The sequence below is a fragment of the Enterobacter sp. DTU_2021_1002640_1_SI_PRY_ASU_LCPMC_013 genome (assembly GCF_032389435.1).
In the GTDB taxonomy this organism is placed as follows: Bacteria; Pseudomonadota; Gammaproteobacteria; order Enterobacterales; family Enterobacteriaceae; genus Enterobacter; species Enterobacter hormaechei_C.
Genome location: NZ_CP135594.1, coordinates 1,067,114 through 1,089,090, shown reverse-complemented (window position 1 = coordinate 1,089,090; position 21,977 = coordinate 1,067,114). Strand labels below are relative to the sequence as shown.

The 21,977-nt window shown below is 54.3% G+C and carries 19 protein-coding genes and 1 other RNA gene; 11 read left to right on the top strand and 9 right to left on the bottom strand.

Annotation, left to right across the window (positions count from 1 at the left end; genetic code table 11):
* Positions 1-55 precede the first annotated feature (55 nt).
* The 6 genes from acrA to RS584_RS05165 all read left to right on the top strand — a co-directional run bounded on the left by acrA (position 56) and on the right by RS584_RS05165 (position 6,893).
* On the top strand, positions 56-1,249 hold the full coding sequence (gene acrA / locus RS584_RS05190) for a multidrug efflux RND transporter periplasmic adaptor subunit AcrA (RefSeq protein WP_017694395.1): 1,194 nt from the start codon (positions 56-58) through the stop codon (positions 1,247-1,249).
* 22 nt (positions 1,250-1,271) lie between these two features.
* Positions 1,272-4,418: a multidrug efflux RND transporter permease subunit AcrB gene (acrB, locus tag RS584_RS05185; protein ID WP_015571248.1), complete on the top strand. Its 3,147-nt coding sequence runs from the start codon at positions 1,272-1,274 to the stop codon at positions 4,416-4,418.
* A 510-nt stretch (positions 4,419-4,928) separates the two neighbouring features.
* The gene (tomB, locus tag RS584_RS05180; RefSeq protein WP_006809850.1) at positions 4,929-5,303 is read left to right on the top strand and encodes an Hha toxicity modulator TomB; all 375 of its coding nucleotides are present in this window, start codon (positions 4,929-4,931) and stop codon (positions 5,301-5,303) included.
* A gap of 27 nt (positions 5,304-5,330) precedes the next feature.
* Positions 5,331-5,549 carry an HHA domain-containing protein gene (locus RS584_RS05175; protein ID WP_015571250.1) on the top strand — a complete coding sequence of 73 codons (219 nt, stop codon included), beginning with the start codon at positions 5,331-5,333 and terminating at the stop codon, positions 5,547-5,549.
* 208 nt (positions 5,550-5,757) lie between these two features.
* A complete protein-coding gene (gene maa / locus RS584_RS05170; RefSeq protein WP_015571251.1) occupies positions 5,758-6,309 on the top strand; it encodes a maltose O-acetyltransferase in 552 nt (183 codons plus the stop codon).
* 116 nt (positions 6,310-6,425) lie between these two features.
* Positions 6,426-6,893 carry a YlaC family protein gene (locus RS584_RS05165; RefSeq protein WP_315749050.1) on the top strand — a complete coding sequence of 156 codons (468 nt, stop codon included), beginning with the start codon at positions 6,426-6,428 and terminating at the stop codon, positions 6,891-6,893.
* Here the strand turns inward: RS584_RS05165 and RS584_RS05160 are convergent.
* The gene (locus RS584_RS05160) at positions 6,865-8,325 is read right to left on the bottom strand and encodes a PLP-dependent aminotransferase family protein (protein WP_315749049.1); all 1,461 of its coding nucleotides are present in this window, start codon (positions 8,323-8,325) and stop codon (positions 6,865-6,867) included. The genes RS584_RS05165 and RS584_RS05160 overlap by 29 nt on opposite strands.
* A gap of 101 nt (positions 8,326-8,426) precedes the next feature.
* On the opposite strand from RS584_RS05160, the gene RS584_RS05155 reads away from it, so the two are divergent.
* Positions 8,427-9,137, top strand: a complete 711-nt coding sequence (locus RS584_RS05155) for a GNAT family protein (RefSeq protein WP_315749048.1) — start codon at positions 8,427-8,429, stop codon at positions 9,135-9,137.
* Here RS584_RS05155 and ykgO read toward each other — a convergent pair.
* Positions 9,134-9,274: a type B 50S ribosomal protein L36 gene (ykgO, locus tag RS584_RS05150; protein ID WP_003859006.1), complete on the bottom strand. Its 141-nt coding sequence runs from the start codon at positions 9,272-9,274 to the stop codon at positions 9,134-9,136. The two genes, RS584_RS05155 and ykgO, sit on opposite strands and share 4 nt — an antisense overlap.
* Before the next feature lie 2 nt (positions 9,275-9,276).
* On the bottom strand, positions 9,277-9,537 hold the full coding sequence (locus RS584_RS05145; RefSeq protein WP_015571255.1) for a type B 50S ribosomal protein L31: 261 nt from the start codon (positions 9,535-9,537) through the stop codon (positions 9,277-9,279).
* 217 nt (positions 9,538-9,754) lie between these two features.
* On the opposite strand from RS584_RS05145, the gene RS584_RS05140 reads away from it, so the two are divergent.
* Complete coding sequence (locus RS584_RS05140) at positions 9,755-11,314, top strand: EAL domain-containing protein (protein WP_315749047.1); 1,560 nt, start codon at positions 9,755-9,757, stop codon at positions 11,312-11,314.
* Between the two features lie 51 nt (positions 11,315-11,365).
* On the opposite strand, the gene RS584_RS05135 is transcribed toward RS584_RS05140, so the two are convergent.
* The 3 genes from RS584_RS05135 to RS584_RS05125 all read right to left on the bottom strand — a co-directional run bounded on the left by RS584_RS05135 (position 11,366) and on the right by RS584_RS05125 (position 16,318).
* Positions 11,366-14,455, bottom strand: coding sequence for a beta-galactosidase (locus RS584_RS05135; RefSeq protein ID WP_315749046.1), 3,090 nt, complete (start codon positions 14,453-14,455; stop codon positions 11,366-11,368).
* Between the two features lie 103 nt (positions 14,456-14,558).
* Complete coding sequence (locus RS584_RS05130; RefSeq protein WP_315749045.1) at positions 14,559-15,629, bottom strand: LacI family DNA-binding transcriptional regulator; 1,071 nt, start codon at positions 15,627-15,629, stop codon at positions 14,559-14,561.
* A 77-nt stretch (positions 15,630-15,706) separates the two neighbouring features.
* Positions 15,707-16,318, bottom strand: a complete 612-nt coding sequence (locus tag RS584_RS05125; protein ID WP_315749044.1) for a hypothetical protein — start codon at positions 16,316-16,318, stop codon at positions 15,707-15,709.
* Positions 16,319-16,402: 84 nt separating this feature from the next.
* On the opposite strand from RS584_RS05125, the gene RS584_RS05120 reads away from it, so the two are divergent.
* Positions 16,403-17,824: a PLP-dependent aminotransferase family protein gene (locus RS584_RS05120; RefSeq protein WP_213342723.1), complete on the top strand. Its 1,422-nt coding sequence runs from the start codon at positions 16,403-16,405 to the stop codon at positions 17,822-17,824.
* A 70-nt stretch (positions 17,825-17,894) separates the two neighbouring features.
* Here the strand turns inward: RS584_RS05120 and RS584_RS05115 are convergent, their stop codons facing one another.
* Together RS584_RS05115 and RS584_RS05110 are read right to left on the bottom strand one after the other, a co-directional pair.
* Positions 17,895-18,110 (bottom strand): hypothetical protein, encoded by a 216-nt coding sequence (locus RS584_RS05115; RefSeq protein ID WP_015571263.1) that lies wholly within the window; start codon positions 18,108-18,110, stop codon positions 17,895-17,897.
* Complete coding sequence (locus RS584_RS05110; protein WP_006809862.1) at positions 18,107-18,358, bottom strand: hypothetical protein; 252 nt, start codon at positions 18,356-18,358, stop codon at positions 18,107-18,109. Before RS584_RS05110 ends, RS584_RS05115 begins: the two co-directional genes overlap by 4 nt.
* A gap of 422 nt (positions 18,359-18,780) precedes the next feature.
* Here RS584_RS05110 and RS584_RS05105 point away from each other — a divergent pair, with 422 nt between their 5' ends.
* Complete coding sequence (locus RS584_RS05105; RefSeq protein ID WP_315749043.1) at positions 18,781-21,270, top strand: BsuBI/PstI family type II restriction endonuclease; 2,490 nt, start codon at positions 18,781-18,783, stop codon at positions 21,268-21,270.
* 121 nt (positions 21,271-21,391) lie between these two features.
* On the opposite strand, the gene ffs is transcribed toward RS584_RS05105, so the two are convergent.
* Positions 21,392-21,488: signal recognition particle sRNA small type (ffs, locus tag RS584_RS05100), an RNA gene on the bottom strand.
* A 170-nt stretch (positions 21,489-21,658) separates the two neighbouring features.
* Between ffs and RS584_RS05095 the strand changes: the two genes are divergently transcribed.
* Positions 21,659-21,970, top strand: a complete 312-nt coding sequence (locus RS584_RS05095; RefSeq protein ID WP_003859016.1) for an MGMT family protein — start codon at positions 21,659-21,661, stop codon at positions 21,968-21,970.
* Positions 21,971-21,977: the final 7 nt, after the last annotated feature.

Here is a 21,977-nt window from a genome sequence, read left to right as displayed (position 1 = left end):
GGTTTTAGACTCAGGACCCTTGATCAATTTGAAATCGGACACTCGAGGTTTACATATGAACAAAAACAGAGGGTTAACGCCTCTGGCGGTCGTTCTGATGCTCTCAGGCAGCTTAGCGCTTACAGGATGTGACGACAAACAGGCTCAACAAGGAGCTCAGCAGGTGCCAGAAGTTGGCGTCGTGACGCTCAAATCCGAACCTCTCCAGATGACAACAGAACTACCGGGCCGCACCAGCGCCTACCGCATTGCGGAAGTGCGTCCGCAGGTGAGCGGTATCATCCTGAAACGTAACTTCACCGAAGGCGGTGATGTCAAGGCAGGCGAGTCTCTGTATCAGATTGATCCAGCAACCTATCAGGCGTCTTATGAGAGCGCTAAGGGCGATCTGGCTAAAGCCGAAGCGGCAGCCAAAATCTCGCAGCTGACGTTGAATCGTTACAAGAAACTGCTCGGCACGCAGTACATCAGCCAACAGGATTACGATTCTGCCCTGGCCGATGCACAGCAAGCCAACGCAGCCGTTGTGGCGGCGAAAGCGGCGGTAGAAACCGCGCGTATTAACCTGGCTTACACCAAAGTGACCTCCCCTATCAGTGGTCGCATTGGTAAATCTGCCGTCACCGAAGGTGCGCTGGTGCAGAACGGTCAAACCAACGCGCTGGCCACCGTGCAGCAGCTTGACCCGATCTACGTTGACGTCACCCAGTCCAGCAACGATTTCCTGCGTCTCAAACAGGAGCTGGCTAACGGCACCCTGAAACAGGAAAACGGTAAAGCCAAAGTGGAACTGGTTACCAACGACGGTATCAAGTTCTCACAGACTGGCACACTGGAATTTTCTGATGTGACCGTCGATCAGACCACCGGCTCTATCACCATCCGGGCCATTTTCCCTAATCCGGATAAAACCCTGCTGCCGGGTATGTTCGTACGCGCCCGTCTTGAGGAAGGGACTAACCCAAGCGCCATTCTGGTTCCTCAGCAAGGTGTGACCCGTACGCCACGCGGCGATGCGAGCGCACTGGTTGTGGGTGCCGATAACAAAGTCGAAACGCGCAATATCACTGCAACGCAGGCGATTGGCGACAAGTGGCTGGTAACGGAAGGTCTGAAAGATGGCGATCGCGTAATTATTACTGGTTTGCAAAAAGTTCGTCCTGGTGCGCAGGTCAAAGCTCAGGAAGTGAAATCTGACGACAAACAACAAGCGTCGGCCGCTGGCCAGTCAGAACAAACCAAGTCTTAACTTAAACAGGAGCCGTTAAGACATGCCTAATTTCTTTATCGATCGCCCCATATTTGCGTGGGTGATCGCCATAATCATCATGCTGGCCGGGGGACTTGCGATCCTGAAGCTGCCTGTCGCGCAATATCCAACGATTGCGCCGCCGGCAGTGACGATCTCCGCAACCTATCCGGGCGCTGATGCCAAAACGGTGCAGGATACCGTTACGCAGGTTATCGAACAGAACATGAACGGTATCGATAACCTGATGTACATGTCCTCCAACAGTGACTCAACCGGTACGGTTCAGATCACCCTCACCTTTGAATCCGGTACGGATGCGGACATTGCACAGGTTCAGGTGCAGAACAAATTGCAGCTGGCGATGCCTCTGCTGCCGCAGGAAGTACAACAGCAGGGCGTGAGCGTCGAGAAATCGTCCAGTAGCTTCCTGATGGTTGTCGGCGTGATCAACACCAACGGCACCATGACGCAGGAGGATATTTCCGACTACGTGGGCGCCAACATGAAGGACGCCATCAGCCGTACGTCTGGTGTGGGTGACGTTCAGCTGTTCGGTTCCCAGTACGCGATGCGTATCTGGATGGATCCGAATAAACTGAACAACTTCCAGCTGACGCCGGTTGACGTGATCAGCGCAATTAAAGCGCAGAACGCCCAGGTTGCCGCCGGTCAGTTGGGTGGTACACCGCCGGTGAAAGGCCAGCAGCTTAACGCGTCGATCATCGCGCAAACGCGTCTGACCTCTGCGGATGAGTTCAGCAAAATTCTGCTGAAGGTGAATCAGGACGGTTCGCAGGTTCGCCTGCGTGACGTGGCGAAGGTTGAGCTGGGCGGTGAGAACTACGACATCATTGCGAAGTTCAACGGTAAACCGGCTTCCGGTCTGGGTATCAAACTGGCGACGGGCGCGAACGCCCTGGACACCGCGACGGCTATCCGTGCAGAACTGAAGAAGATGGAACCGTTCTTCCCGTCAGGTCTGAAAATCGTTTATCCGTATGACACCACGCCATTCGTTAAAATTTCGATTCACGAAGTGGTGAAAACCCTGGTTGAGGCGATCATTCTCGTCTTCCTGGTGATGTACCTGTTCCTGCAAAACTTCCGCGCAACGCTGATCCCAACCATCGCCGTGCCGGTTGTACTGCTCGGGACCTTCGCGGTGCTGGCGATATTTGGCTACTCGATAAACACCCTGACGATGTTCGGGATGGTGCTTGCCATCGGCCTGCTGGTGGATGACGCCATCGTGGTGGTCGAAAACGTCGAGCGTGTCATGGCGGAAGAAGGCCTGCCGCCGAAGGAAGCAACCCGTAAATCAATGGGCCAGATCCAGGGCGCGCTGGTCGGTATCGCGATGGTACTGTCTGCGGTATTTATCCCGATGGCCTTCTTTGGCGGCTCTACCGGTGCGATTTACCGTCAGTTCTCCATCACCATTGTTTCGGCGATGGCGCTGTCGGTACTGGTTGCACTGATCCTGACGCCAGCCCTGTGCGCGACGATGCTGAAGCCGATTCAGAAAGGCGGTCACGGCGAGCATAAAGGCTTCTTCGGCTGGTTCAACCGCATGTTTGATAAGAGTACGCACCACTACACCGACAGCGTGGGTAACATCCTGCGCAGCACCGGTCGTTACCTGCTGCTCTATATCATCATCGTGGTGGGCATGGCTTTCCTGTTCGTTCGTCTGCCAAGCTCGTTCCTGCCAGATGAAGACCAGGGCGTGTTCCTGAGTATGGCGCAGCTTCCGGCCGGTGCGACGCAAGAGCGTACGCAAAAGGTGCTGGATGAAATGACCGACTACTTCCTGACCAAAGAGAAAGACAACGTCGAATCCGTGTTTGCGGTTAACGGCTTTGGCTTCGCGGGTCGTGGTCAGAACACCGGTATCGCCTTCGTTTCTCTGAAAGACTGGTCTGAACGTCCGGGCGCAGAGAACAAGGTAGAAGCCATTACCGGCCGCGCGATGGGCACCTTCTCACAGATTAAAGATGCGATGGTCTTCGCCTTTAACCTGCCAGCGATTGTTGAACTGGGTACGGCGACCGGCTTCGACTTCCAGCTGATTGACCAGGGCGGTCTGGGCCACGAAAAACTGACTCAGGCGCGTAACCAGCTGTTTGGCGAGGTGGCAAAACACCCTGACCTGCTGGTGGGCGTACGTCCTAACGGTCTGGAAGATACGCCGCAGTACAAGATCGATATCGACCAGGAAAAAGCGCAGGCGCTGGGTGTTTCCATCAGCGACATTAATACCACGCTGGGTGCAGCCTGGGGTGGCAGCTACGTCAACGACTTCATCGACCGTGGTCGCGTGAAGAAAGTCTACGTGATGTCCGAAGCGCAATACCGTATGCTGCCGAACGATATCAACAACTGGTATGTTCGCGGCAGCGATGGCCAGATGGTGCCGTTCTCCGCCTTCTCAACCTCGCGCTGGGAATACGGTTCACCGCGTCTGGAGCGTTATAACGGCTTGCCATCGATGGAAATCCTCGGTCAGGCAGCGCCGGGCCGAAGCACCGGTGAAGCCATGAACCTGATGGAAGAACTGGCCAGCAAACTGCCTGCGGGTGTCGGCTACGACTGGACCGGCATGTCCTACCAGGAACGTCTGTCCGGTAACCAGGCCCCTGCCCTGTACGCCATTTCACTGATTGTGGTGTTCCTGTGTCTGGCGGCATTGTATGAGAGCTGGTCGATTCCATTCTCCGTTATGCTGGTGGTTCCGCTGGGGGTTATCGGTGCGCTGCTTGCCGCAACGTTCCGTGGGCTGACCAACGACGTTTACTTCCAGGTGGGCCTGCTGACAACCATTGGCCTGTCGGCGAAGAACGCGATACTAATCGTCGAATTCGCCAAAGATCTGATGGAGAAAGAAGGAAAAGGCCTGATTGAAGCAACGCTGGAAGCCGTTCGTATGCGTTTGCGTCCAATCCTGATGACCTCTCTGGCGTTTATCCTCGGCGTTATGCCGCTGGTTATCAGCTCCGGCGCGGGCTCCGGCGCACAGAACGCAGTAGGTACCGGCGTAATGGGTGGGATGGTAACCGCGACCGTTCTTGCGATCTTCTTCGTACCGGTGTTCTTCGTGGTGGTTCGCCGCCGCTTCAGCCGTAAGAATGAAGACGTTGAGCACAATCATTCGGTAGAACATCACTGATACCGGTTTCACATGATAAAAAGGCCGCATTTGCGGCCTTTTTCTTTTTCAGAAAAAATCATAAAATAGACCTATTGCCTTTCTATTTATTTTCCTCTTTTTTAATAAGGCCTATCATAATAGGCCGATAACTTACACCAGGAACTCAGCATTCTTTAATTATCATTTCGCGACGTAAATTATTCGGACTATTCCTAAGCAACAGAAAATATCTGAAGATGTCTGGTTTCGGACTTCACGTGAAACTTTGCGCTAACTCAATGAATTCTAAGGAACCGATAAAAATCGGCTTTTTTATTGATTAACACGTACGCTGCAAAAGGTAGATTTGCGTAAAGGCTCGAACAGTAACGATTTAATTGTAATTTTTCGTAATAGCGCGGTGAAATCTTGATCAGAGTGGCTTATAGTTAGAGTTATCAGGAACACAGCTCCCGTGTGGCTAAGCAAGTTGTATCCATCCCGACATGATGTTCGGTGAGTAAAAAATCACTCAGAAGGGGATGCGCTATGGACGAGTACTCGCCAAAAAGGCATGATATCGCGCAGTTGAAATTTCTCTGCGAATCCTTGTACCATGACTGCCTTGCCAATCTTGAAGAAAGTAACCATGGCTGGGTGAACGATCCAACGTCTGCTATCAATTTACAGCTTAACGAGCTGATCGAGCATATCGCCACCTTCGCACTTAATTATAAAATTAAGTACAATGAAGATAATAAGTTGATAGAGCAAATTGATGAATACCTGGACGACACCTTTATGTTGTTCAGCAGCTACGGCATTAACGCACAGGATTTGCAGAAATGGCGTAAATCAGGAAACCGTCTATTTCGCTGCTTCACTAATGTCAGCAGAGCTAATCCGGTTAGTCTTTCCTGTTAAAATTATTACAATTACTAAGGTGAATTTATGTCTGATAAACCATTAACAAAAGTCGATTATTTGATGCGCCTGCGACGCTGCCAGTCAATTGACACCCTTGAACGAGTTATTGAGAAAAATAAATACGAGCTGTCTGATAATGAACTGGCGGTATTTTATTCAGCTGCCGACCATCGTCTTGCTGAGCTGACCATGAATAAACTGTATGACAAGATCCCCTCTTCGGTGTGGAAATTTGTTCGTTAATCGTTGAAGAGAGACTGTAAAGGCATTACGCCCGTTGTTAAGCTGAATTTACCTTTCGAATTACGCTTCAAATGCAAACGCCAGGTTCCCGTATAAAACGTATTTATGCGCAAGAATGTTGTGACTCCCGTCACAGCCACTTTTAGGGAACGTTCCCTTTCTGGTTAATCCTCTTTACGCTGCGTAAAACGATTCCAGAGAGGTTCCCATGAGTGAAGAAAAACAGAAGATGATTGCAGGTGAATATTACCGCCCTGGCGATGACACGCTGAGGGCTGACCGTTTACGCGCGCGTCATCTTGTTCACCGCTATAACCATACCGCACCCGATGAGAAGGCCGAACGTCGCGCCTTATTGGCTGACCTGCTGGGTCAAAGCGAAGGTGCCTATATAGAGCCAAGCTTCCGCTGCGACTACGGGTATAACATCTATCTGGGCAACAATTTTTACGCTAACTTCGATTGCGTCATGCTGGACGTCTGCCCTGTCCGCATTGGCGATAACTGTATGCTTGCGCCGGGAGTGCACATTTATACGGCCACGCATCCTCTGGACGCGACCGAACGTAACAGCGGGCTGGAGTACGGTAAACCGGTCACCATTGGTGATAATGTCTGGATCGGCGGACGCGCGGTGATTAATCCAGGCGTGACCATTGGCGATAATGCGGTTATCGCTTCCGGCGCGGTAGTGACCAAAGACGTGCCGGCCAATGCGGTAGTGGGCGGGAATCCGGCGAAAATCATTAAAATGATCTAAGCGCATCCTGAGTAACTGTTATGCTTTTTCCTGGCATAACTGTTACTTTCATCGCATAAACCCCTCTCATAAAATAGGCAGATCACCTGTATTTTTAACAATCATAAAGGCAAAAAATGACAGAGATACAGCGCCTGCTTACCGCCACCATCGACGATCTCAATACCCGCGAAAAGCGCGACAATCGCCCGCGTTTTAGCATCAGCTTTATTCGCAAACACCCCGGATTGTTCGTCGCCATGTACGCCGCCTGGCTGGCAACGCTTATCGTCATGCTGAAGTCTGAAACACTGGTCGATTCCGTCTGGCTACTGGTTGTGCTGTTCGTGGTGTTTAACGCGTTTTTCTTTTTCGACGTCAATCCGCGTTACCGGTATGAAGATATCGATGTACTCGATTTCCGCGTGTGCTACAACGGGGAGTGGTACAACACGCGCTACGTGCCGAAGGAGCTGATCGACAGCATCCTGCACTCGCCGGCCGTCGAAGCCGGGCAAAAAGAGAAGTTGCAGAAAATGGTCCTCACTAAGGGCCAGCTCTCTTTTTATGATGTCTTTACCCTTTCCCGCCCCACTGCTGTGTAATGAGCGCCTGAAGACGTCGGATACCCGGCGCAAACTGCGAAGCAGAGGTATTACCGTAACCTAAAACCAAACCGGTTTGCCCCTGCTTCGTCTCAAGGTAATACCCGCTCAGCGCAGCGGGTGCCAGCTGAAACGCTCTCGCCTGCTCCACCAGCCGCTGGTCGTCGATACCGTCAATCGCCAGCGTCAGGTGCATTCCCCCTTCCCCGGCAAGAACACGGTGCGGCGTATGAAGCTCTGCGCTCAGCACCTCCCGCAGCTGGCGGTAACGCTTACGATAAAGGCGACGCATGGCGGCAAGATGCCGTGCATAGTGGCCTTCCTCAATAAACAGCGCCAGGGTGCGCTGTTCAGCGCGATGCCCGCCGCGCAGCAGCGAGCCGATGGCCGGACGCGCCGCCTTCGCCAGCGCTGGCGGTAACACCATGAACCCCATCCGGAGCGATGGAAACAGCGTTTTGCTGAACGTCCCCAGATACACAACGGGCGCATTGTTGACCATTCCGAGCATCGCCGGGACGGGCTCACCGGTATAACGAAATTCGCTGTCGTAATCATCCTCAATGATCCACGCGCTGTGCTGCCGGGCCAGTTCCAGCAGCGCCAGACGCCGCCGCGCGCTGAGCACGCTTCCGCAAGGGAACTGATGCGATGGCGAGGTAAAAATCAGCGTGGGTGAAGGCGCAGACAGCCCTTCCCAGCACATCCCCTCGTCATCCACCGGTATGCCGGTCATCGCCAGGCCGGTTTTGACGAAAGCGCTTTTGGCGCCGCTATAGCCGGGATTTTCCACCCAGGCAACATCCCCCGGCTCGCTTAACAGCATCGTGCACAGATTGACGCCCTCCAGCGCCCCTTCGGTTATCACAATCTGGCTGGCATCGCAGTCAATGCCGCGGGACAGCGCAAGATGGCGGGCAACGGCGGCCCGCAGCGTCGGCTCGCCGGCCGGGTCGCCATACCCTAACAGGGTGCTTCCCTCCTCGCGCAGAACACGATCGTACAACCGCCGCCACAGCGGTAAGGGGAAATAGTTGATGGCAGGCGTTCCCGGCGTAAACGCCATCACCGGGGTGTCGCGCAGCACAGGCGCGGGCAGCAGGGCGGCACGTTTTGTCAGCCTGACTTTCGGGTCCTGTAATGTCCGGGCAATCGTCCGAGGAGCGAATTGCCCCACCCGCGTACCCTGGCGGCTACGCAGCAAATAACCTTCGAGCGTGAGCTGGTCCAGCGCCGCATTGACGGTGTTTCGGGACACCGAGATCTGCTGCGCCAGCGTTCGCGAGCCGGGCAAATGGCTGCCGGACCGAAGCCTTCCGCACAGTATGGCCTCCCGCAAAGCAAGATAGAGCGCACGCTGGAGCGTCTCTTCCCCACGTTTTTTCAGCGCAGCATGGAGCAAGGTGTATAGCTCATCACCCGGAATATTCATCTTTCCTCCTCGTGGTACCAGAAAAACATAGCCTGGTGGTTCTTTTTAAGGAACCAGCAATTCATTAATCTGGAGATCTTTTCAATGTGACGGGAATAAAGATGAATACATTCAATGAGTTTGGACAACCTGTAGGCGAAAACCTTATCGACTGGCAGCCTCGCCCGCACCCGTCCCGGGTGGTACTTCAGGGTCGCTATTGTCGGCTTGAGCCGCTGCGCGTGGAGCATGCCCCGGCGTTGTTCTCTGCGTATTCCCTGGCCGGAGATACCCGAAGCTGGACGTGGCTACTGCGTGAACCCGATGCCACCGCAGAGGAGTTTGCCGAATGGGTGGCGAGCGTGAGCGAATTAGCCGATCCCATCCACTTTACCGTTATCGATAACCAGACCCAGTCTCCTGTCGGGACGCTGTCCCTGATGCGGATCGATCCTAAAAACGGCGTTGTGGAAGTGGGACATGTTCACTTCTCGTCACTGTTAAGTCGCACGCCCATGTCGACAGAAGCGCAGTATCTGCTGATGCGGTATGTGTTCGATACCCTGGGCTACCGACGCTATGAATGGAAGTGCAACAGCCTGAACGAACCATCCCGCAAAGCGGCACTGCGTCTGGGCTTTCAGTTTGAAGGACGTTTTCGCCAGGCGCTGGTTATTAAAGGCCGAAACCGGGACACCGACTGGTTTTCAATTCTCGACAAAGAGTGGCCAGCGCTGGCGAGCGCGTTTGAAAGCTGGCTTGCCACCGACAATTTTAACGCCGATGGCAAACAGAAAAGATCCCTGGAAAGCTGGCGAGAAACGCGCGTCTAGCGCCTTTTTTTACGCCCCTGCACCGCCTTAAAGCGCGGGTTAGATTTGCAGATCACGTATAAGCGTCCCTTGCGTTTGACTATCTGGCAATCCGGGTGACGCTGTTTTGCACTGCGCAATGAGTTCAGCACCTGCATGATTAGCCTCGCTTCGCATCAAGAAAGCCACCAAAACGCTTGCGGAAGCGTGCCGCGCTGCCATCCGTCGAGAAGGTCTTCTGCTTCCCGGTATAAAACGGATGTGATTTAGAGGAGACATCAAGGGTAACGTAGGGATACGTTTTCCCCTCCAGCTCAATTTCACGGTCTGTCTTAATTGTTGAGCCGACTTTAAAGTATTCATTAGCCGTGGTGTCGTGAAACACAACGGTGCGATAGGTTGGATGGATATTCGGTTTCATCTCTGGCCTTCATGTATTGTTATAACATAACAAAATACTATCTGAGCTTTGCTGCAAAAACAACCCCTGTCACGCACAGCCTGTTTTTGAAAGGTTGATTCAGATACCTGCCTGAGACTGTCACATGCTATAACTATATCATTTAGCGATAAAAAACTTTTTCTTCTGGCGCGCAAACTCCAGGCCCAAGGTGGGCATATGGAAAGGATAAAGCAGCATGCGAACCCGACATCTGGTCAGCCTGGTAACAGGCATACTGATCTTCTCTGTGCTGGTCCCTGTGTGTCTCAGTATCTGGCTGGCGCATCGTCAGGCAGAGGATAAATTTGTGGACGCTCTGGATAGCTATGCCTCGCGCGTCCTGATCCGTACCGACAGAGTCGTTGCGCAGGCAAAACAGGCGCTCACGCACCTACAGACATTCCACGCCCCACCCTGCACTCCCCCGCATTTACGCGAAATGCGTCGGGTTGAATTCTCCTGGCGCTATATTCAGGAAGTGATGTATATCGATAACCTGAAGCCGCTCTGCTCATCCCTTGAACAATCCAGTAATACGGCGATCTTACCGCCCCCGATGCGGATCACCGCAGACGGGTATAGCGCGTGGCTCACCTCGCAAAACGACCTCGGCATTCACCGTTATATGGCCGTTCTGGGGAAAGGACATTATCTGGTGATGGTTGATCCGGCCTCGCTTGTGGATGTTGTCCCTTTCGGTGATATTTCGATGGATGCCGCCCTGGTGGGCAGTGAAACCCATCGGATATTTGCCAGAAGCAATATTGTCGACCCGTATATTCTTTCTGTCGTTAAGGAGCAGCAGGACGTTACGCGCGTACAATACAACGGCTCGATGTACGTGTTGAAACCTGTACCCGAACTGGGGTTTACGGTGATCGCGTGGGCGTCGTTAAAACCGCTGGCGGAATCCTGGCACCAGCAGCTGATCATCTGGCTACCGGCTGGCATCTTGCTAAGCCTGGCTGCTGCCCTTATTGTCCTGCGCATCCTCCGCCGTTTGTTATCCCCGCGTAACCGCCTGATCGACGCAATCAACAACCGGGAGATCGAGGTTTACTATCAGCCCATCGTGGCGCTGTGCAGTGGAAAACTGGTGGGTGCTGAAGCGCTGATGCGCTGGCCGCAGCCAGATGGCAGTCACCTGTCGCCCAATCTCTTTGTGCCGCTGGCTGAGCAGACGGGGCTTATTTCAACGCTGACGCAGCTGGTGGTGAATAAGGTGTTTGAGGATTTAGGCGCCTGGCTGCATCATCACCCGGAACTGCACATTTCTGTCAACCTTGCGCCATCCGATTTAACGTCCCCCGAGCTGCCTCGCCAGTTGAGTCAGTTGCTCAACAAATGGGGCGTCCACCCGCGCCAGATCGCCCTTGAATTGACCGAGCGCGGCTTTGCCGATCCCGCCGTCAGCGTGCCTGCCATCGCTGCGTTTCGCCGCGCCGGGCACGCTATCTACATTGATGATTTTGGTACGGGTTACTCCAGCCTGAGCTATTTGCAGGACCTGGATGTCGATACCCTGAAGATTGATAAATCCTTTGTGGATGCGCTGGAGTACAAGAACGTGACTCCCCACATCATCGAAATGGCCAAATCGCTTAAACTGGCGATGGTCGCAGAAGGCATTGAAACTGAAGGGCAGATTGAATGGTTGCATCGCCACGGCGTGCAGTACGGCCAGGGCTGGTATTTCAGCAAGGCGCTGCCTAAAGAGGATTTCATTCTCTGGGCCGGGCACAACCTCAGGAAATAAACCGATTGCGCGGTGTTACGTGCGGCCACTGCCGTGGCCGCACGTTTCCACTCAGCCGTTCTGCTGCCAGCTAAACGTGTAGCGCAGCCGGCGGTTTTGCAGAATGAAGGCCGGGGCTACGCTCGGGCTCCATGAGTCGTCCCCCCCTACGCCCATGTGAAACGCATCAAGATTCAACCAGCAGCCAGCCTCTTCCCGCAGCAAATGCTGATGCGTTGTCTCATGCAGCTGCCGCTGGCTATAACGGCTCAGGGAGAAATGGAACTGTCCCTGCAACTGATGGGAGCCAAACGTCAGCTCGCGGGTGTCGCAGCGCAAACCGTTCTCCGTCGGGAAGATATACGGCGTCTGCATCTCTTCCAGCGGTAACGCCCAGCGCCCCTGCTGCGCCGCCAGTTTTCTGTCCGGATAGTTCTCCAGCGGGCCGAGCCCCAGCCAGCGCACCGTTTCCGGGATATCCGCCAGCATAACGCTCAGGCCCACGCGAGCGGGCTCAGGAATGTCAGATGCCACCGTCACCTGCACATCACCGTGCAGTACCCCGTGGTCATCAATCCGCCAGACCTTGCAGCTGAGAAACAGCGCTTTTCCCTGATGTTCCCAGACGTGCTGCGTGGTCACCACCACCTCACGGGCATGCTGCTCCGCTTCACACTGGAGGAGGCGCGAGGACATCTCATACATCCCCGCCGCTTTCCAGCGTTCCACCCACGCGTTCGGATCGATGCGGGTCGCCTCGCTGACGCCAATGTCATTGTCCAGCGGCGCGCGGGTGAAGTTATCCGTTAGCGGGGAACGGAGCGTTTCAGCGCCCTCGTTCCACCACTGGGTCAGGTTTCCGGTGAGACGGCTAAACTGCCAGCGCTGCTGCTGATGAGTGATGTCCAGCGCCTCGTCCTGCACCGTTAGCTGCGGAGGGGTTCCGCCCGCTTTCGGTGGCGCAAGGTACAGCGGAACCGGGAGCGGCCACTGATCCCAGGCACAACGGTGGCCGGGCGGCGACCACGGCGTGGCCTGCGGCTGAACGATCTCCACGTTGAGCCAGACCTCGCCCGGCTCAGCGACAAGCTCAGGCAGCGGGATCTCAACGCGCTGCGTCTCCTGAGGCGCAACAGAAAGGGGTGTTTCGCCGGAGGCCAATACCGCACCGTCACGTGCCACTGACCATCGCAGATGCTCGTTGTCAGTATGACGGAACAGATAATCGCTCTGGATCTCGACGACCAGCGGAGCGGTGCTCACCAGCGTAAAGGTAAAGAACTGCTGGGCACGCTGCGCCTCGTAAAGGGCGGGGTGCGGAGTGCGATCGGGAAACACCAGCCCGTTGAGGCAGAACTGACGGTCGTTGGGCTTATCGCCAAAATCGCCGCCGTAGGCCCAGAATGCCGTGCCGTCTTCCGCTTTTTTCGTCAGCGCCTGATCGACCCAGTCCCAGACAAACCCGCCCTGCAACCGGGGATGGCTGCGGAATGCCTGCCAGTAGCTGGCAAAGCCGCCAAAGCTGTTGCCCATCGCGTGGGCATACTCGCACAGGATCAGCGGACGGGTTTCGTCCGGCATGCCGATCCACTTTTTAATCGACCACTTTGGCACCGCCGGGAATGGCTGATCCTGATCGACGCGGGCATACATCGGGCAGACAATATCGGTAGCGGCCGTACTGGCGCCACCGCCTTCGTACTGCACCGGCCGCGTGGGATCGGCGGTTTTCAGCCAGCGGTACAGCGCATCGTGATTCGCCCCATGCCCGGACTCATTCCCCAGGGACCAGATGATGATGGACGGATGATTCCGGTCCCGCTGCACCATACGCGTTACGCGTTCGCTCATGGCAGGCAACCAGCGCGGATCGTCCGCCAGGCGGCTCATCGGCACCATGCCGTGGGTTTCAATATTCGCCTCATCGACCACGTACAGGCCGTAGCGATCGCAAAGCGTGTACCACAGAGGATGGTTCGGATAATGCGAGCAGCGCACGGCGTTGAAGTTATGCTGCTTCATCAGTTCGATGTCGCGGCGCATGGTCGCCTCATCCATCACCTGCCCCTTCTCAGGATGATGTTCGTGACGGTTCACGCCGCGGATCAGCAGCGGTTTGCCGTTAAGCTTCAGCAGGCCGTTGCTGATTTCGACGCGTCTGAAACCGACATCGCAGGCTTCAGTTTCCAGCACGTTACCCTGCGCATCCCGAAGCGACATTGTCAGCCGATAGCATTCCGGTGTTTCAGCGCTCCACAGCGCGGGAGCGTTCACGGGTATCGCCACCGTAAGCCGTTCAGCCCAACTGCCGCGTTCGTCCACGATGGCCGATCCGGGCTGCTGCGTGGTTTGCGCGCAGGCTTCGCCATTACGCCACAGGGTAAACGCCACCTCGCATTCGGCGTAGCGTGAGCCTTCCAGCGCAACGTCAACCCGGAGTATCGCCCGATCGCATTCGGCATTCAGATCGGTCACGATCTGATAATCGGCAATTCGCGTTTCCGGCTTGTGCAGCAGCGAGACGTCACGGAAAATGCCGCTCATCCGCCACATGTCCTGATCTTCCAGGTAGCTTCCGTCGCACCAGCGTAACACCATCACCGCCAGACGGTTCTGCCCCGGTCGCAGCACCGCGCTGAGATCGAACTCCGCAGGCAGACGGCTGTCCTGCGAATAGCCCACCCACTGGCCGTTACACCACAGATGAAAAGCTGAATTCACCCCGTCAAAAATAATGCGGGTTTGCCCGCTGCACAGCCAGGCGTCATTCATATCAAATGCGAGCGAGTAACAACCAGTTGGGTTTTCAGCCGGAACATACGGCGGGTTCACATTTATCGGATAGGTGACGTTGGTATAGATGGGAGTGTCAAATCCCTCCATCTGCCAGTTCGACGGCACGGGCATCCCAACGGCGTCAGCCAGATCGTCCGTTATCCATGCCTCGGGAACCTGCTCTGGCGACGGGAAAAAGCTGAATCGCCAGACGCCGTTAAGCAGACGCTTGCTCAGCGAAAGTTTATCCTCGCGGGCGAAGGTTTCATCGCGCCAGCTATGAAAAGGCGCGTGTGTGGCCAGACGATTCCACTGCGTCACGCCCGGGTTTTCCCAGTCACGACGCGCCAGAAGTGCGCTGAGGGTCAGCGGCAATGTAGAAGACATATCAACCTCTTTGCGAAGCGCTCACAATTTCAGCCAACATGCCCTGGTAAACGGTGGCGGTAAAGACTTTGATCGTCACCAGGCGAGCACGATCACAAAAGTGCTAGCTGCGCGCCAGTTTCTCCGCCAGCAGCGCCAGCGTTCTGAGCTGTTGCGCCAGATCTTCACGATCGGTCTGCTGTGCGGCGCGCGGCGCGGTGGAATGACGCACGATCAACGTAACGGGAAGTTGTTCGTGCCAGCATTCGTCGTGATGGGCAGGTGCCATCAGCCACTCCACGCTGCGCTCACCGGCCTCGCGGAATGCCTGCCGAACGGTGGTGAGCGGAGGTGAAAACCACGCGCTGTCAGCCGTATCATCAAACCCGACAACCGAGATCTGCCCCGGTACCGCAACGCCTTTTTCCGCACAGGCGCGTAAAACGCCAAGCGCCATCTGATCGTTAGCGACGAGGATCGCCTCCGGCAGTTGCGCGCCCGCCAGGAGCTGATGCCCTTTCTCATAGCCCGAGGCCGCGCTCCAGTCGCCCTGCGCCACCGCAAACGCCTCCACGCCGGCCTGAGCCAGCGTGGTTTTCCATCCTGCCAGACGAGCCCGGGCAGAGACAGAACTTTCCGGCCCGGCGAGCAGCGCAATTCGCTGGTGCCCCAGCGAAAGCAGATGCTCTGCCCCCAGGCCAGCGCCCTGTTCGGCATTGAAAACAAGGCTGTTAACCCGAGCTGTGGGGGAAACATCGAGAAAAAGAACCGGGGTCGGCGAGGCCATTTCCTGAAGCATTTCTGCCTGTGGATCTTCCAGCGGAACGTTCACCAGCAGCGCCTCTACGCGCTGCGCCAGTAATTCCTGCAAAGCAGCCTGACACTGCGCGGGTTGCTCCACCATGGAGATGAGTACGCTAGCCCCCTGCTCCACTGCCCGGGATTTTACAGCTGAGGCGATTTGCGACGGCGCATGCAGCGCCAGATCGCTGGTCATCAGCCCCAGCGTGCGGGTACGTTTCCCGGCCAGCTGCTGCGCGCCACGGTTAGGCACATAGTGTAGCGCCGCCATGGCCTGCCGGACCTTTTCCCGCGTACGGGCAGAAACGTGTTCTGCGTCGTTAATCACCCGGGAAACGGTCTGATAGGAAACGCCCGCCACGCGGGCAACGTCATAAAGAGTGATCGCTTTCATACATTCTGGCGTCGTAAAAAGAGAAGTCTCTATTCTGACACAGTTACGCCATCATAGCCTGTGAGCGCTTCGCAAAATTAAACAATCCGCTCCGGCCGCGCGGCTTTCTGAATGCGCGGTCCCTGACGAAACCACGGCAAACAGAGCTGGATCAGCGGGCCGATGGTTAATGCATACAGTACGGTTCCAACGCCAAACGCTCCCCCGAGGAGGTAGCCGACGATCAACACGGTCACCTCGATCGCGGTACGCACGCTGCGTATCGACCAGCCCAGCCGGGCATGTATGCCGGTCATCAGACCGTCGCGCGGGCCTGCGCCAAAACCCGCGCCGATATACATCCCGGTGGCAAGGGCGTTAACCACAATGCCGGAAACCAGCAGAGTGATGCGCACGGGCAGCGAGGTGAGCTCAGGGATCAGCGCCATTGACGCATCGGCCGCCAGACCAATACAAATCACATTACTGATAGTACCCAGTCCCGGCAGCTGACGCAGCGGGATCCATAGCAGCAGCACCGCGGCCCCGGTTAAAATAATCACCGTGCCGATGCTCATCCCGGTCTGGATGGCGACGCCAAGGTGAAAGACATCCCACGGGTCGACACCCAGATCCGAACGAATAAACATCGCGGTTGAAAGCCCGTACAGGCCTAAACCGACATTAAGTTGTACCAGACGACGTACCATTTTCTCTTCTCCGAAGAACCAGGTTCCATCTTCGGTGAAAATGGCACTATGATTAATGTCCAGTTTTCAAATAGTGGACTGCATATGTCATCACGTCGTTTTGGAAGCCAGTCTCTGGTACGCCTGTTAGGGCACTGGCAGCAAGCCTCTTCCCGCACCCCGCTGTGGCGCCAGCTGGCTGACGCGTTACGCCTGTTAATTCTGGATGGCAGGCTGGCGTTAAACACGCGCCTGCCCGGAGAGCGGGAACTGGCCGCCGCTCTGAGCGTAAGCCGCACCACCATCAGCAGCGCGCTGGCGCATCTGCGGGAAGAGGGTTATCTGGAGAGCCGTCACGGCAGCGGTTCGCGGGCGATCCTGCCAGACAGCCGCGCCGTGCCCACGCTTTCTACTGCCAGCGCGGCGCTGGATCTCTCAACCGCCGCACTCAACGCGGGACCAGAGATCCACCAGGCCTACGCCCACGCGCTGACGGCCATCACGCCGAATCTGGCGCTGACCGGGTACGATCAGCTTGGGCTTCCGGCGCTGCGTGAAGCTATCGCCGCCCGCTACACCGCACGCGGTCTGCCCACCCGGGCAGACGAAGTGATGGTGGTGAACGGCGCCGTCAGCGGCTTCGCCCTGATCTTAAGAATGATGACCGGTCCCGGGGATCGCGTGGTGGTGGATCATCCCACCTATCCGCTGGCGATAGCCGCTATTCAGGGGGCGCTATGCCGGCCCGTGGGCGTTTCGCTGCCTGAAACGGGCTGGGATACCGACGGTTTTGCCGCAACGCTTGCCCAGACCGCCCCGCGTCTGGCCTATCTGATGCCGGATTTTCATAATCCGACCGGACGTTGCATGGATGCCGCGACGCGCCAGACCATAACCGACATCGCCGCGCAGACCCGCACCACGCTGGTGGTGGATGAAACCATGGTCGATCTCTGGTTCGATGCTCCCCCGCCGCCGCCGCTGGCCGCCTTTAACCCGGAGGCCACGGTGATGACGCTGGGTTCCGCAGGCAAAAGCTTCTGGGGTGGGCTGCGTCTCGGCTGGATCCGCGCCTCGTCACGCACTATCGCCACCCTCGCGCAAACGCGCGACACGCTGGATCTGGGCTCTCCGGTGCTGGAACAGCTGGCCACGCTGTGGCTTATCGAAAACAGTGCAACCTTCCTGCCTGCCCGGCGGCAAATGCTGGCAGAACGGCGCGACCGCTGCGGCCAGATGCTGCGGGAACATTTCCCCGAATGGCGGTTTCAGGAGGCGGAGGGAGGGCTTTCATATTGGATTGAATTACCCGGCATGCTGGCGACACAGCTGGCGGCACGCGCCGAAACGACAGGCATCATTATGGGCACCGGCACGCGTTTTGGACTATCAGGCGCGTTTGACCGCTACCTGCGTATGCCCTTCTCACTCAGTCCGCCAGAACTTGAAGAGGCATTATTGCGGATCAAACCGCTGTGGCGTGCATTAAATAAAAGTGTAGCGCCAGTAAAACGGAGCCTGGTGTAAATTATTCGCCAGAAACAATAAAAACTGCTGACTGTATCGCATGCAGTCAGCAGTTTTCATGAAGAACAACTTAATGTTGAGGTGGAATCGGGAAGCCTTTCAGCGAAATAATGAAATTATCCCCTTCTTTCTTTATTTTTGCACCGGTATCACACCAGTCAGACGCAATACGAAAGAACTCATCACTTCCTACATTCCAGCCAAGACGAACATGTTTCACGTAGCCGGAACGTAACAGATTGCAGGCCTCGTTGTAGTCACTGGCAGTCGATAGTTGTTGTTTCATTTTCTCTTCTTCAGAAGTTTACGTAGTGCTTTGATTTCTTTAGGAGTAAATGGAGTTACGCTCTCTTCTTCCGTATGCTGATTATCAACATCCTCTTCCGATACTCCCGCCTCTTCTACCGCTTCAAATGCCAGCAGCAGCAGTTTCTCTGTGGTCACGCTTAAATTCTCATTATTGTCTTCCGCATAGTGGCGAAGTCTTTCTTTTAGCGCTTCATCAATTTTAACGTTTAAAACCGCAGTAACCATGATTGTCACATCCTTTCGGAACACGTGTTTAATTTAATACACGAAGATAAGTTTGTTATCCAGATATATATTTTTTAGCTTATGACAGAATAAAGGCATCCGAAAATAAAATGACAGTCTATTATTACAAGTTTATGACATTATTATTTCAGTTAAATGAAGTCTGTATTACACGCCAGGATAGCAGAACCGGTAAAGCAACCGTTGAACAGCTACGGACTGTTGACGCTGGGTTTACCATTAGCGGTGGCGCAGGATAGGCTGGCGATCGGCAAAGCGGCCTTTTACGGACTAAAGATATCCTGATCGCTGCTCTGTTTGTAGTAACATTGTCGGCATGTAACGCATTCTGACTCTTAATATTGTTCCGGATGACACAGGAGCAGTATGCAATTTGAACTTTTTTGTTACCTAGTGGAAATATGATGCGCTTGTTGGAACTGGCTGATCAGCATAGAAAAGAAGCGAATAAGCTGTTAAATCCAAAGACAAAATCTGCACTCGGTCAGTTTATGACACCGGCTCCGATTTGTCTGTTCATGGCAAGCCTGTTTGACAACATAAAAGGTGACATCAAGCTACTCGATCCAGGCTGCGGAGTGGGGTCGCTCTCTGCGGCGTTTGTAGAACGAGCGTTGCGCCTTGATGTCGACAAGATGGAGCTCGACGCCATCGACATTGCAGATGTGATGCTTCCGTATCTTAGCAAGACACTGAAAGCCTGTGATGAGGCTGCAAATGGAAAATTAACCCATAAAATTAGTAAGGTAGATTACATACTTGAGGCAAGTCTTCTGGCTAAAAATATATCGACCAGTGAAGAGCCAGGGACTTATAGCCATGTGATTATGAATCCCCCTTATAAAAAAATTCTCTCGTCGAGCGCTCACCGGGCCTCTTTACGCAATGCAGGCATAGAAACGGTCAACCTATACTCTGGGTTTGTGGCGTTAGCTTTGAAACAGCTGAAAAAGGGAGGAGAGTTAGTGGCGATTATTCCACGCTCTTTCTGTAATGGCCCTTACTATCAGCCTTTCCGTGAGCATTTACTCTCTGAAACGTCCATCAAGCACATCCACATTTTCGACTCCCGTAATGCGGCATTTGCTGAGGATGAAGTGCTTCAAGAAAATATCATCATTCACTGTGTTAAAGGCGTTCCGCAGGGGCAGGTTATTATCACCTCCAGCCCAACGTCAGATTTTCATCTTGATGAAGAATCCGGGCAAATCACGGCCACCGATATGACGCAGCGCAAGGTGTCGATAGACAAAATAGTTAACCCAGCAGACAAACAAAAGTTCATTCATATCGCTGCAAGTCCCAGAGAACAGGACATAATCGAGAGATTATCCCCTTTTACAACAACTCTGGACGAGCTTAATGTTCAGGTTAGTACTGGGCCGGTAGTTGACTTTCGCCTTAAAAATGACCTCAGAGAAAGAATGGATTCCGGGTCAGTGCCGCTACTTTTTCCTCAGCATTTGAACGGCAAAGTGAATTGGCCCCTTGATGGGAAAAAGCCTAATGCAATTAGGGTTTCCGAATCATCACGTCCCTGGTTATGGAAAAACCAGGGCTACTTCCTGATTTTAAAAAGATTTAGCAGTAAAGAGGAAAAGCGTCGCATTGTCGCAACATTATATGACTCCTCACTTCCTGGCGAGTTGATCGGTTTCGATAATAAAACCAATGTCTTCCATATTCAGAAGATGGGTATGGATGCGGATCTCGCCCGCGGGCTTTATGTCTATCTGAACTGCACTTTGCTGGATAAGTATTACCGTCAGTTTGGTGGGCATACTCAGGTAAATGCCTCTGATTTAAGATCAATTCATTATCCATCAATGCAAGTATTGCGAAAAATGGGTAGTGAGTTCGATGATGAAGTGCTTAAACAGAACCAAATTGACGAAATTATTAACAGGGAGTTAGATCTTATGACGAAAGGAAAAATCGCTGACCCGTTGAAAGCGCAGGAAAAAATAGAGCAAGCTCTTGATGTGTTGCGTCAACTTGGAATGCCTCGTGCTCAAATAAACGAGCGTTCGGCTTTAACTTTGCTCGCATTGCTTGATCTTCATCCTGATGGCGAGTGGGAGAAAATTGAACGCCCAATGTTGGGTGTGACACCGATCATGGATTGGTGTAGAGACGTTTACGGAAAAGAGTACGCCCCAAACACGCGTGAAACCTTCCGTCGACAAACGCTCCATCAGTTTTGTGATGGCGGAATAGCTATATACAATCCGGATAAACCCGATCGCCCCGTTAACTCCCCTAAAGCTTGCTATCAGATAGCGCCTGAACTGCATACCGTGTTATTAAACTATGGTTCTGCCAAATGGGAAACAGCGCTTGAAGAACATATGGGCAACGTACCGACCTTAGTTGAGCAGTATGCCATGGCGCGAAAAATGGAAATGGTGCCATTAAAGCTGAATGACGGTACTGAATTAGAATTAAGCCCCGGTGCGCATAGCCAGCTCATCAAGGATATCATCGTTGAGTTTGGTCCTCGTTTCGCTCCTGAAGCAGAAGTTATTTACATCGGAGATACTGGCGCGAAGGAAGATCATTTTAGAAAAGACCGACTTGCGGAACTGGGAGTAAGTGTTGATCGAAAAGGTAAACTGCCCGATGTTGTTCTTTATTGGCAAAAACGCAACTGGCTACTGTTAATTGAATCAGTTACTTCCCACGGGCCCGTCGATGGAAAGCGTCACGGTGAGTTAGCAAAATTATTTGCTTCTGCTAAACCCGGATTGGTATACGTTACAGCCTTCCCTGACCGGAAAGTGATGGCAAAATATCTGATGGAATTATCCTGGGAAACAGAGGTCTGGGTAGCTGATGCTCCAACCCATATGATCCACCTGAACGGCGATCGATTCCTTGGACCCCATACTTAAACCGAAAACGTCATCTTCGATTAAGGGAGCCGGATATAATCGGCTCTATATCAGAATGATTGTTGGCAAAGAGATGAGGTTTTAAGCTATACGACTTAGCGTAAGCTCAAATGGGTGGGGGCCCTGCCAGCTACATCCCGGCACCCACGTCGTCTGCCCTGGCTGCTTCCTTCCGGACCTGACCTGGTGAACAGAGTAGCGTTGCGGGAGAACCAACAGAGCCCCCATTGAGAGCGTTGATAACCAACGCGCTGGCGCATTATCCCTGTGGAGCACCTCAATTGCAAGCCGCTGGCAACCGGATGCTGGATTATTGCGCAAACTGCCCCGACAATCTTCTTTATCTTCGTATAACATTACCCTTCGCTGATTTCCCGCAGGAGTAACAATGGACGAACATGACACTTTCCCACAGCGAGTGTGGCAAATCGTAGCCTCGATCCCGGAAGGCTGTGTCACGACCTATGGGGAAGTCGCCCGGCTGGCGGGTTCTCCGCGCGCGGCGCGTCAGGTAGGCGGCGTGCTAAGGAGGCTACCGGAAGGAAGCACGTTACCGTGGCACCGGGTCGTCAATCGCCATGGCGCCATTTCCCTCACCGGGCCAGACTTGCAGCGCCAGCGTCAGGCTTTACTTTCAGAAGGGGTGCAGGTTTCCGGGGCAGGACAGATTGATATGCAGAAGTATCGCTGGGAGTACTGACGCCCTC

What these genes read in the sequence shown, in the direction of transcription:
- acrA (WP_017694395.1), top strand. Translation starts at nt 56, where the DNA reads ATGAACAAAAACAGAGGGTTAACGCCTCTGGCGGTCGTTCTGATGCTC.
- acrB (WP_015571248.1), top strand. Translation starts at nt 1,272, where the DNA reads ATGCCTAATTTCTTTATCGATCGCCCCATATTTGCGTGGGTGATCGCC.
- tomB (WP_006809850.1), top strand. Translation starts at nt 4,929, where the DNA reads ATGGACGAGTACTCGCCAAAAAGGCATGATATCGCGCAGTTGAAATTT.
- RS584_RS05175 (WP_015571250.1), top strand. Translation starts at nt 5,331, where the DNA reads ATGTCTGATAAACCATTAACAAAAGTCGATTATTTGATGCGCCTGCGA.
- maa (WP_015571251.1), top strand. Translation starts at nt 5,758, where the DNA reads ATGAGTGAAGAAAAACAGAAGATGATTGCAGGTGAATATTACCGCCCT.
- RS584_RS05165 (WP_315749050.1), top strand. Translation starts at nt 6,426, where the DNA reads ATGACAGAGATACAGCGCCTGCTTACCGCCACCATCGACGATCTCAAT.
- RS584_RS05160 (WP_315749049.1), bottom strand. Translation starts at nt 8,325, where the DNA reads ATGAATATTCCGGGTGATGAGCTATACACCTTGCTCCATGCTGCGCTG.
- RS584_RS05155 (WP_315749048.1), top strand. Translation starts at nt 8,427, where the DNA reads ATGAATACATTCAATGAGTTTGGACAACCTGTAGGCGAAAACCTTATC.
- ykgO (WP_003859006.1), bottom strand. Translation starts at nt 9,274, where the DNA reads ATGCAGGTGCTGAACTCATTGCGCAGTGCAAAACAGCGTCACCCGGAT.
- RS584_RS05145 (WP_015571255.1), bottom strand. Translation starts at nt 9,537, where the DNA reads ATGAAACCGAATATCCATCCAACCTATCGCACCGTTGTGTTTCACGAC.
- RS584_RS05140 (WP_315749047.1), top strand. Translation starts at nt 9,755, where the DNA reads ATGCGAACCCGACATCTGGTCAGCCTGGTAACAGGCATACTGATCTTC.
- RS584_RS05135 (WP_315749046.1), bottom strand. Translation starts at nt 14,455, where the DNA reads ATGTCTTCTACATTGCCGCTGACCCTCAGCGCACTTCTGGCGCGTCGT.
- RS584_RS05130 (WP_315749045.1), bottom strand. Translation starts at nt 15,629, where the DNA reads ATGAAAGCGATCACTCTTTATGACGTTGCCCGCGTGGCGGGCGTTTCC.
- RS584_RS05125 (WP_315749044.1), bottom strand. Translation starts at nt 16,318, where the DNA reads ATGGTACGTCGTCTGGTACAACTTAATGTCGGTTTAGGCCTGTACGGG.
- RS584_RS05120 (WP_213342723.1), top strand. Translation starts at nt 16,403, where the DNA reads ATGTCATCACGTCGTTTTGGAAGCCAGTCTCTGGTACGCCTGTTAGGG.
- RS584_RS05115 (WP_015571263.1), bottom strand. Translation starts at nt 18,110, where the DNA reads ATGAAACAACAACTATCGACTGCCAGTGACTACAACGAGGCCTGCAAT.
- RS584_RS05110 (WP_006809862.1), bottom strand. Translation starts at nt 18,358, where the DNA reads ATGGTTACTGCGGTTTTAAACGTTAAAATTGATGAAGCGCTAAAAGAA.
- RS584_RS05105 (WP_315749043.1), top strand. Translation starts at nt 18,781, where the DNA reads ATGATGCGCTTGTTGGAACTGGCTGATCAGCATAGAAAAGAAGCGAAT.
- RS584_RS05095 (WP_003859016.1), top strand. Translation starts at nt 21,659, where the DNA reads ATGGACGAACATGACACTTTCCCACAGCGAGTGTGGCAAATCGTAGCC.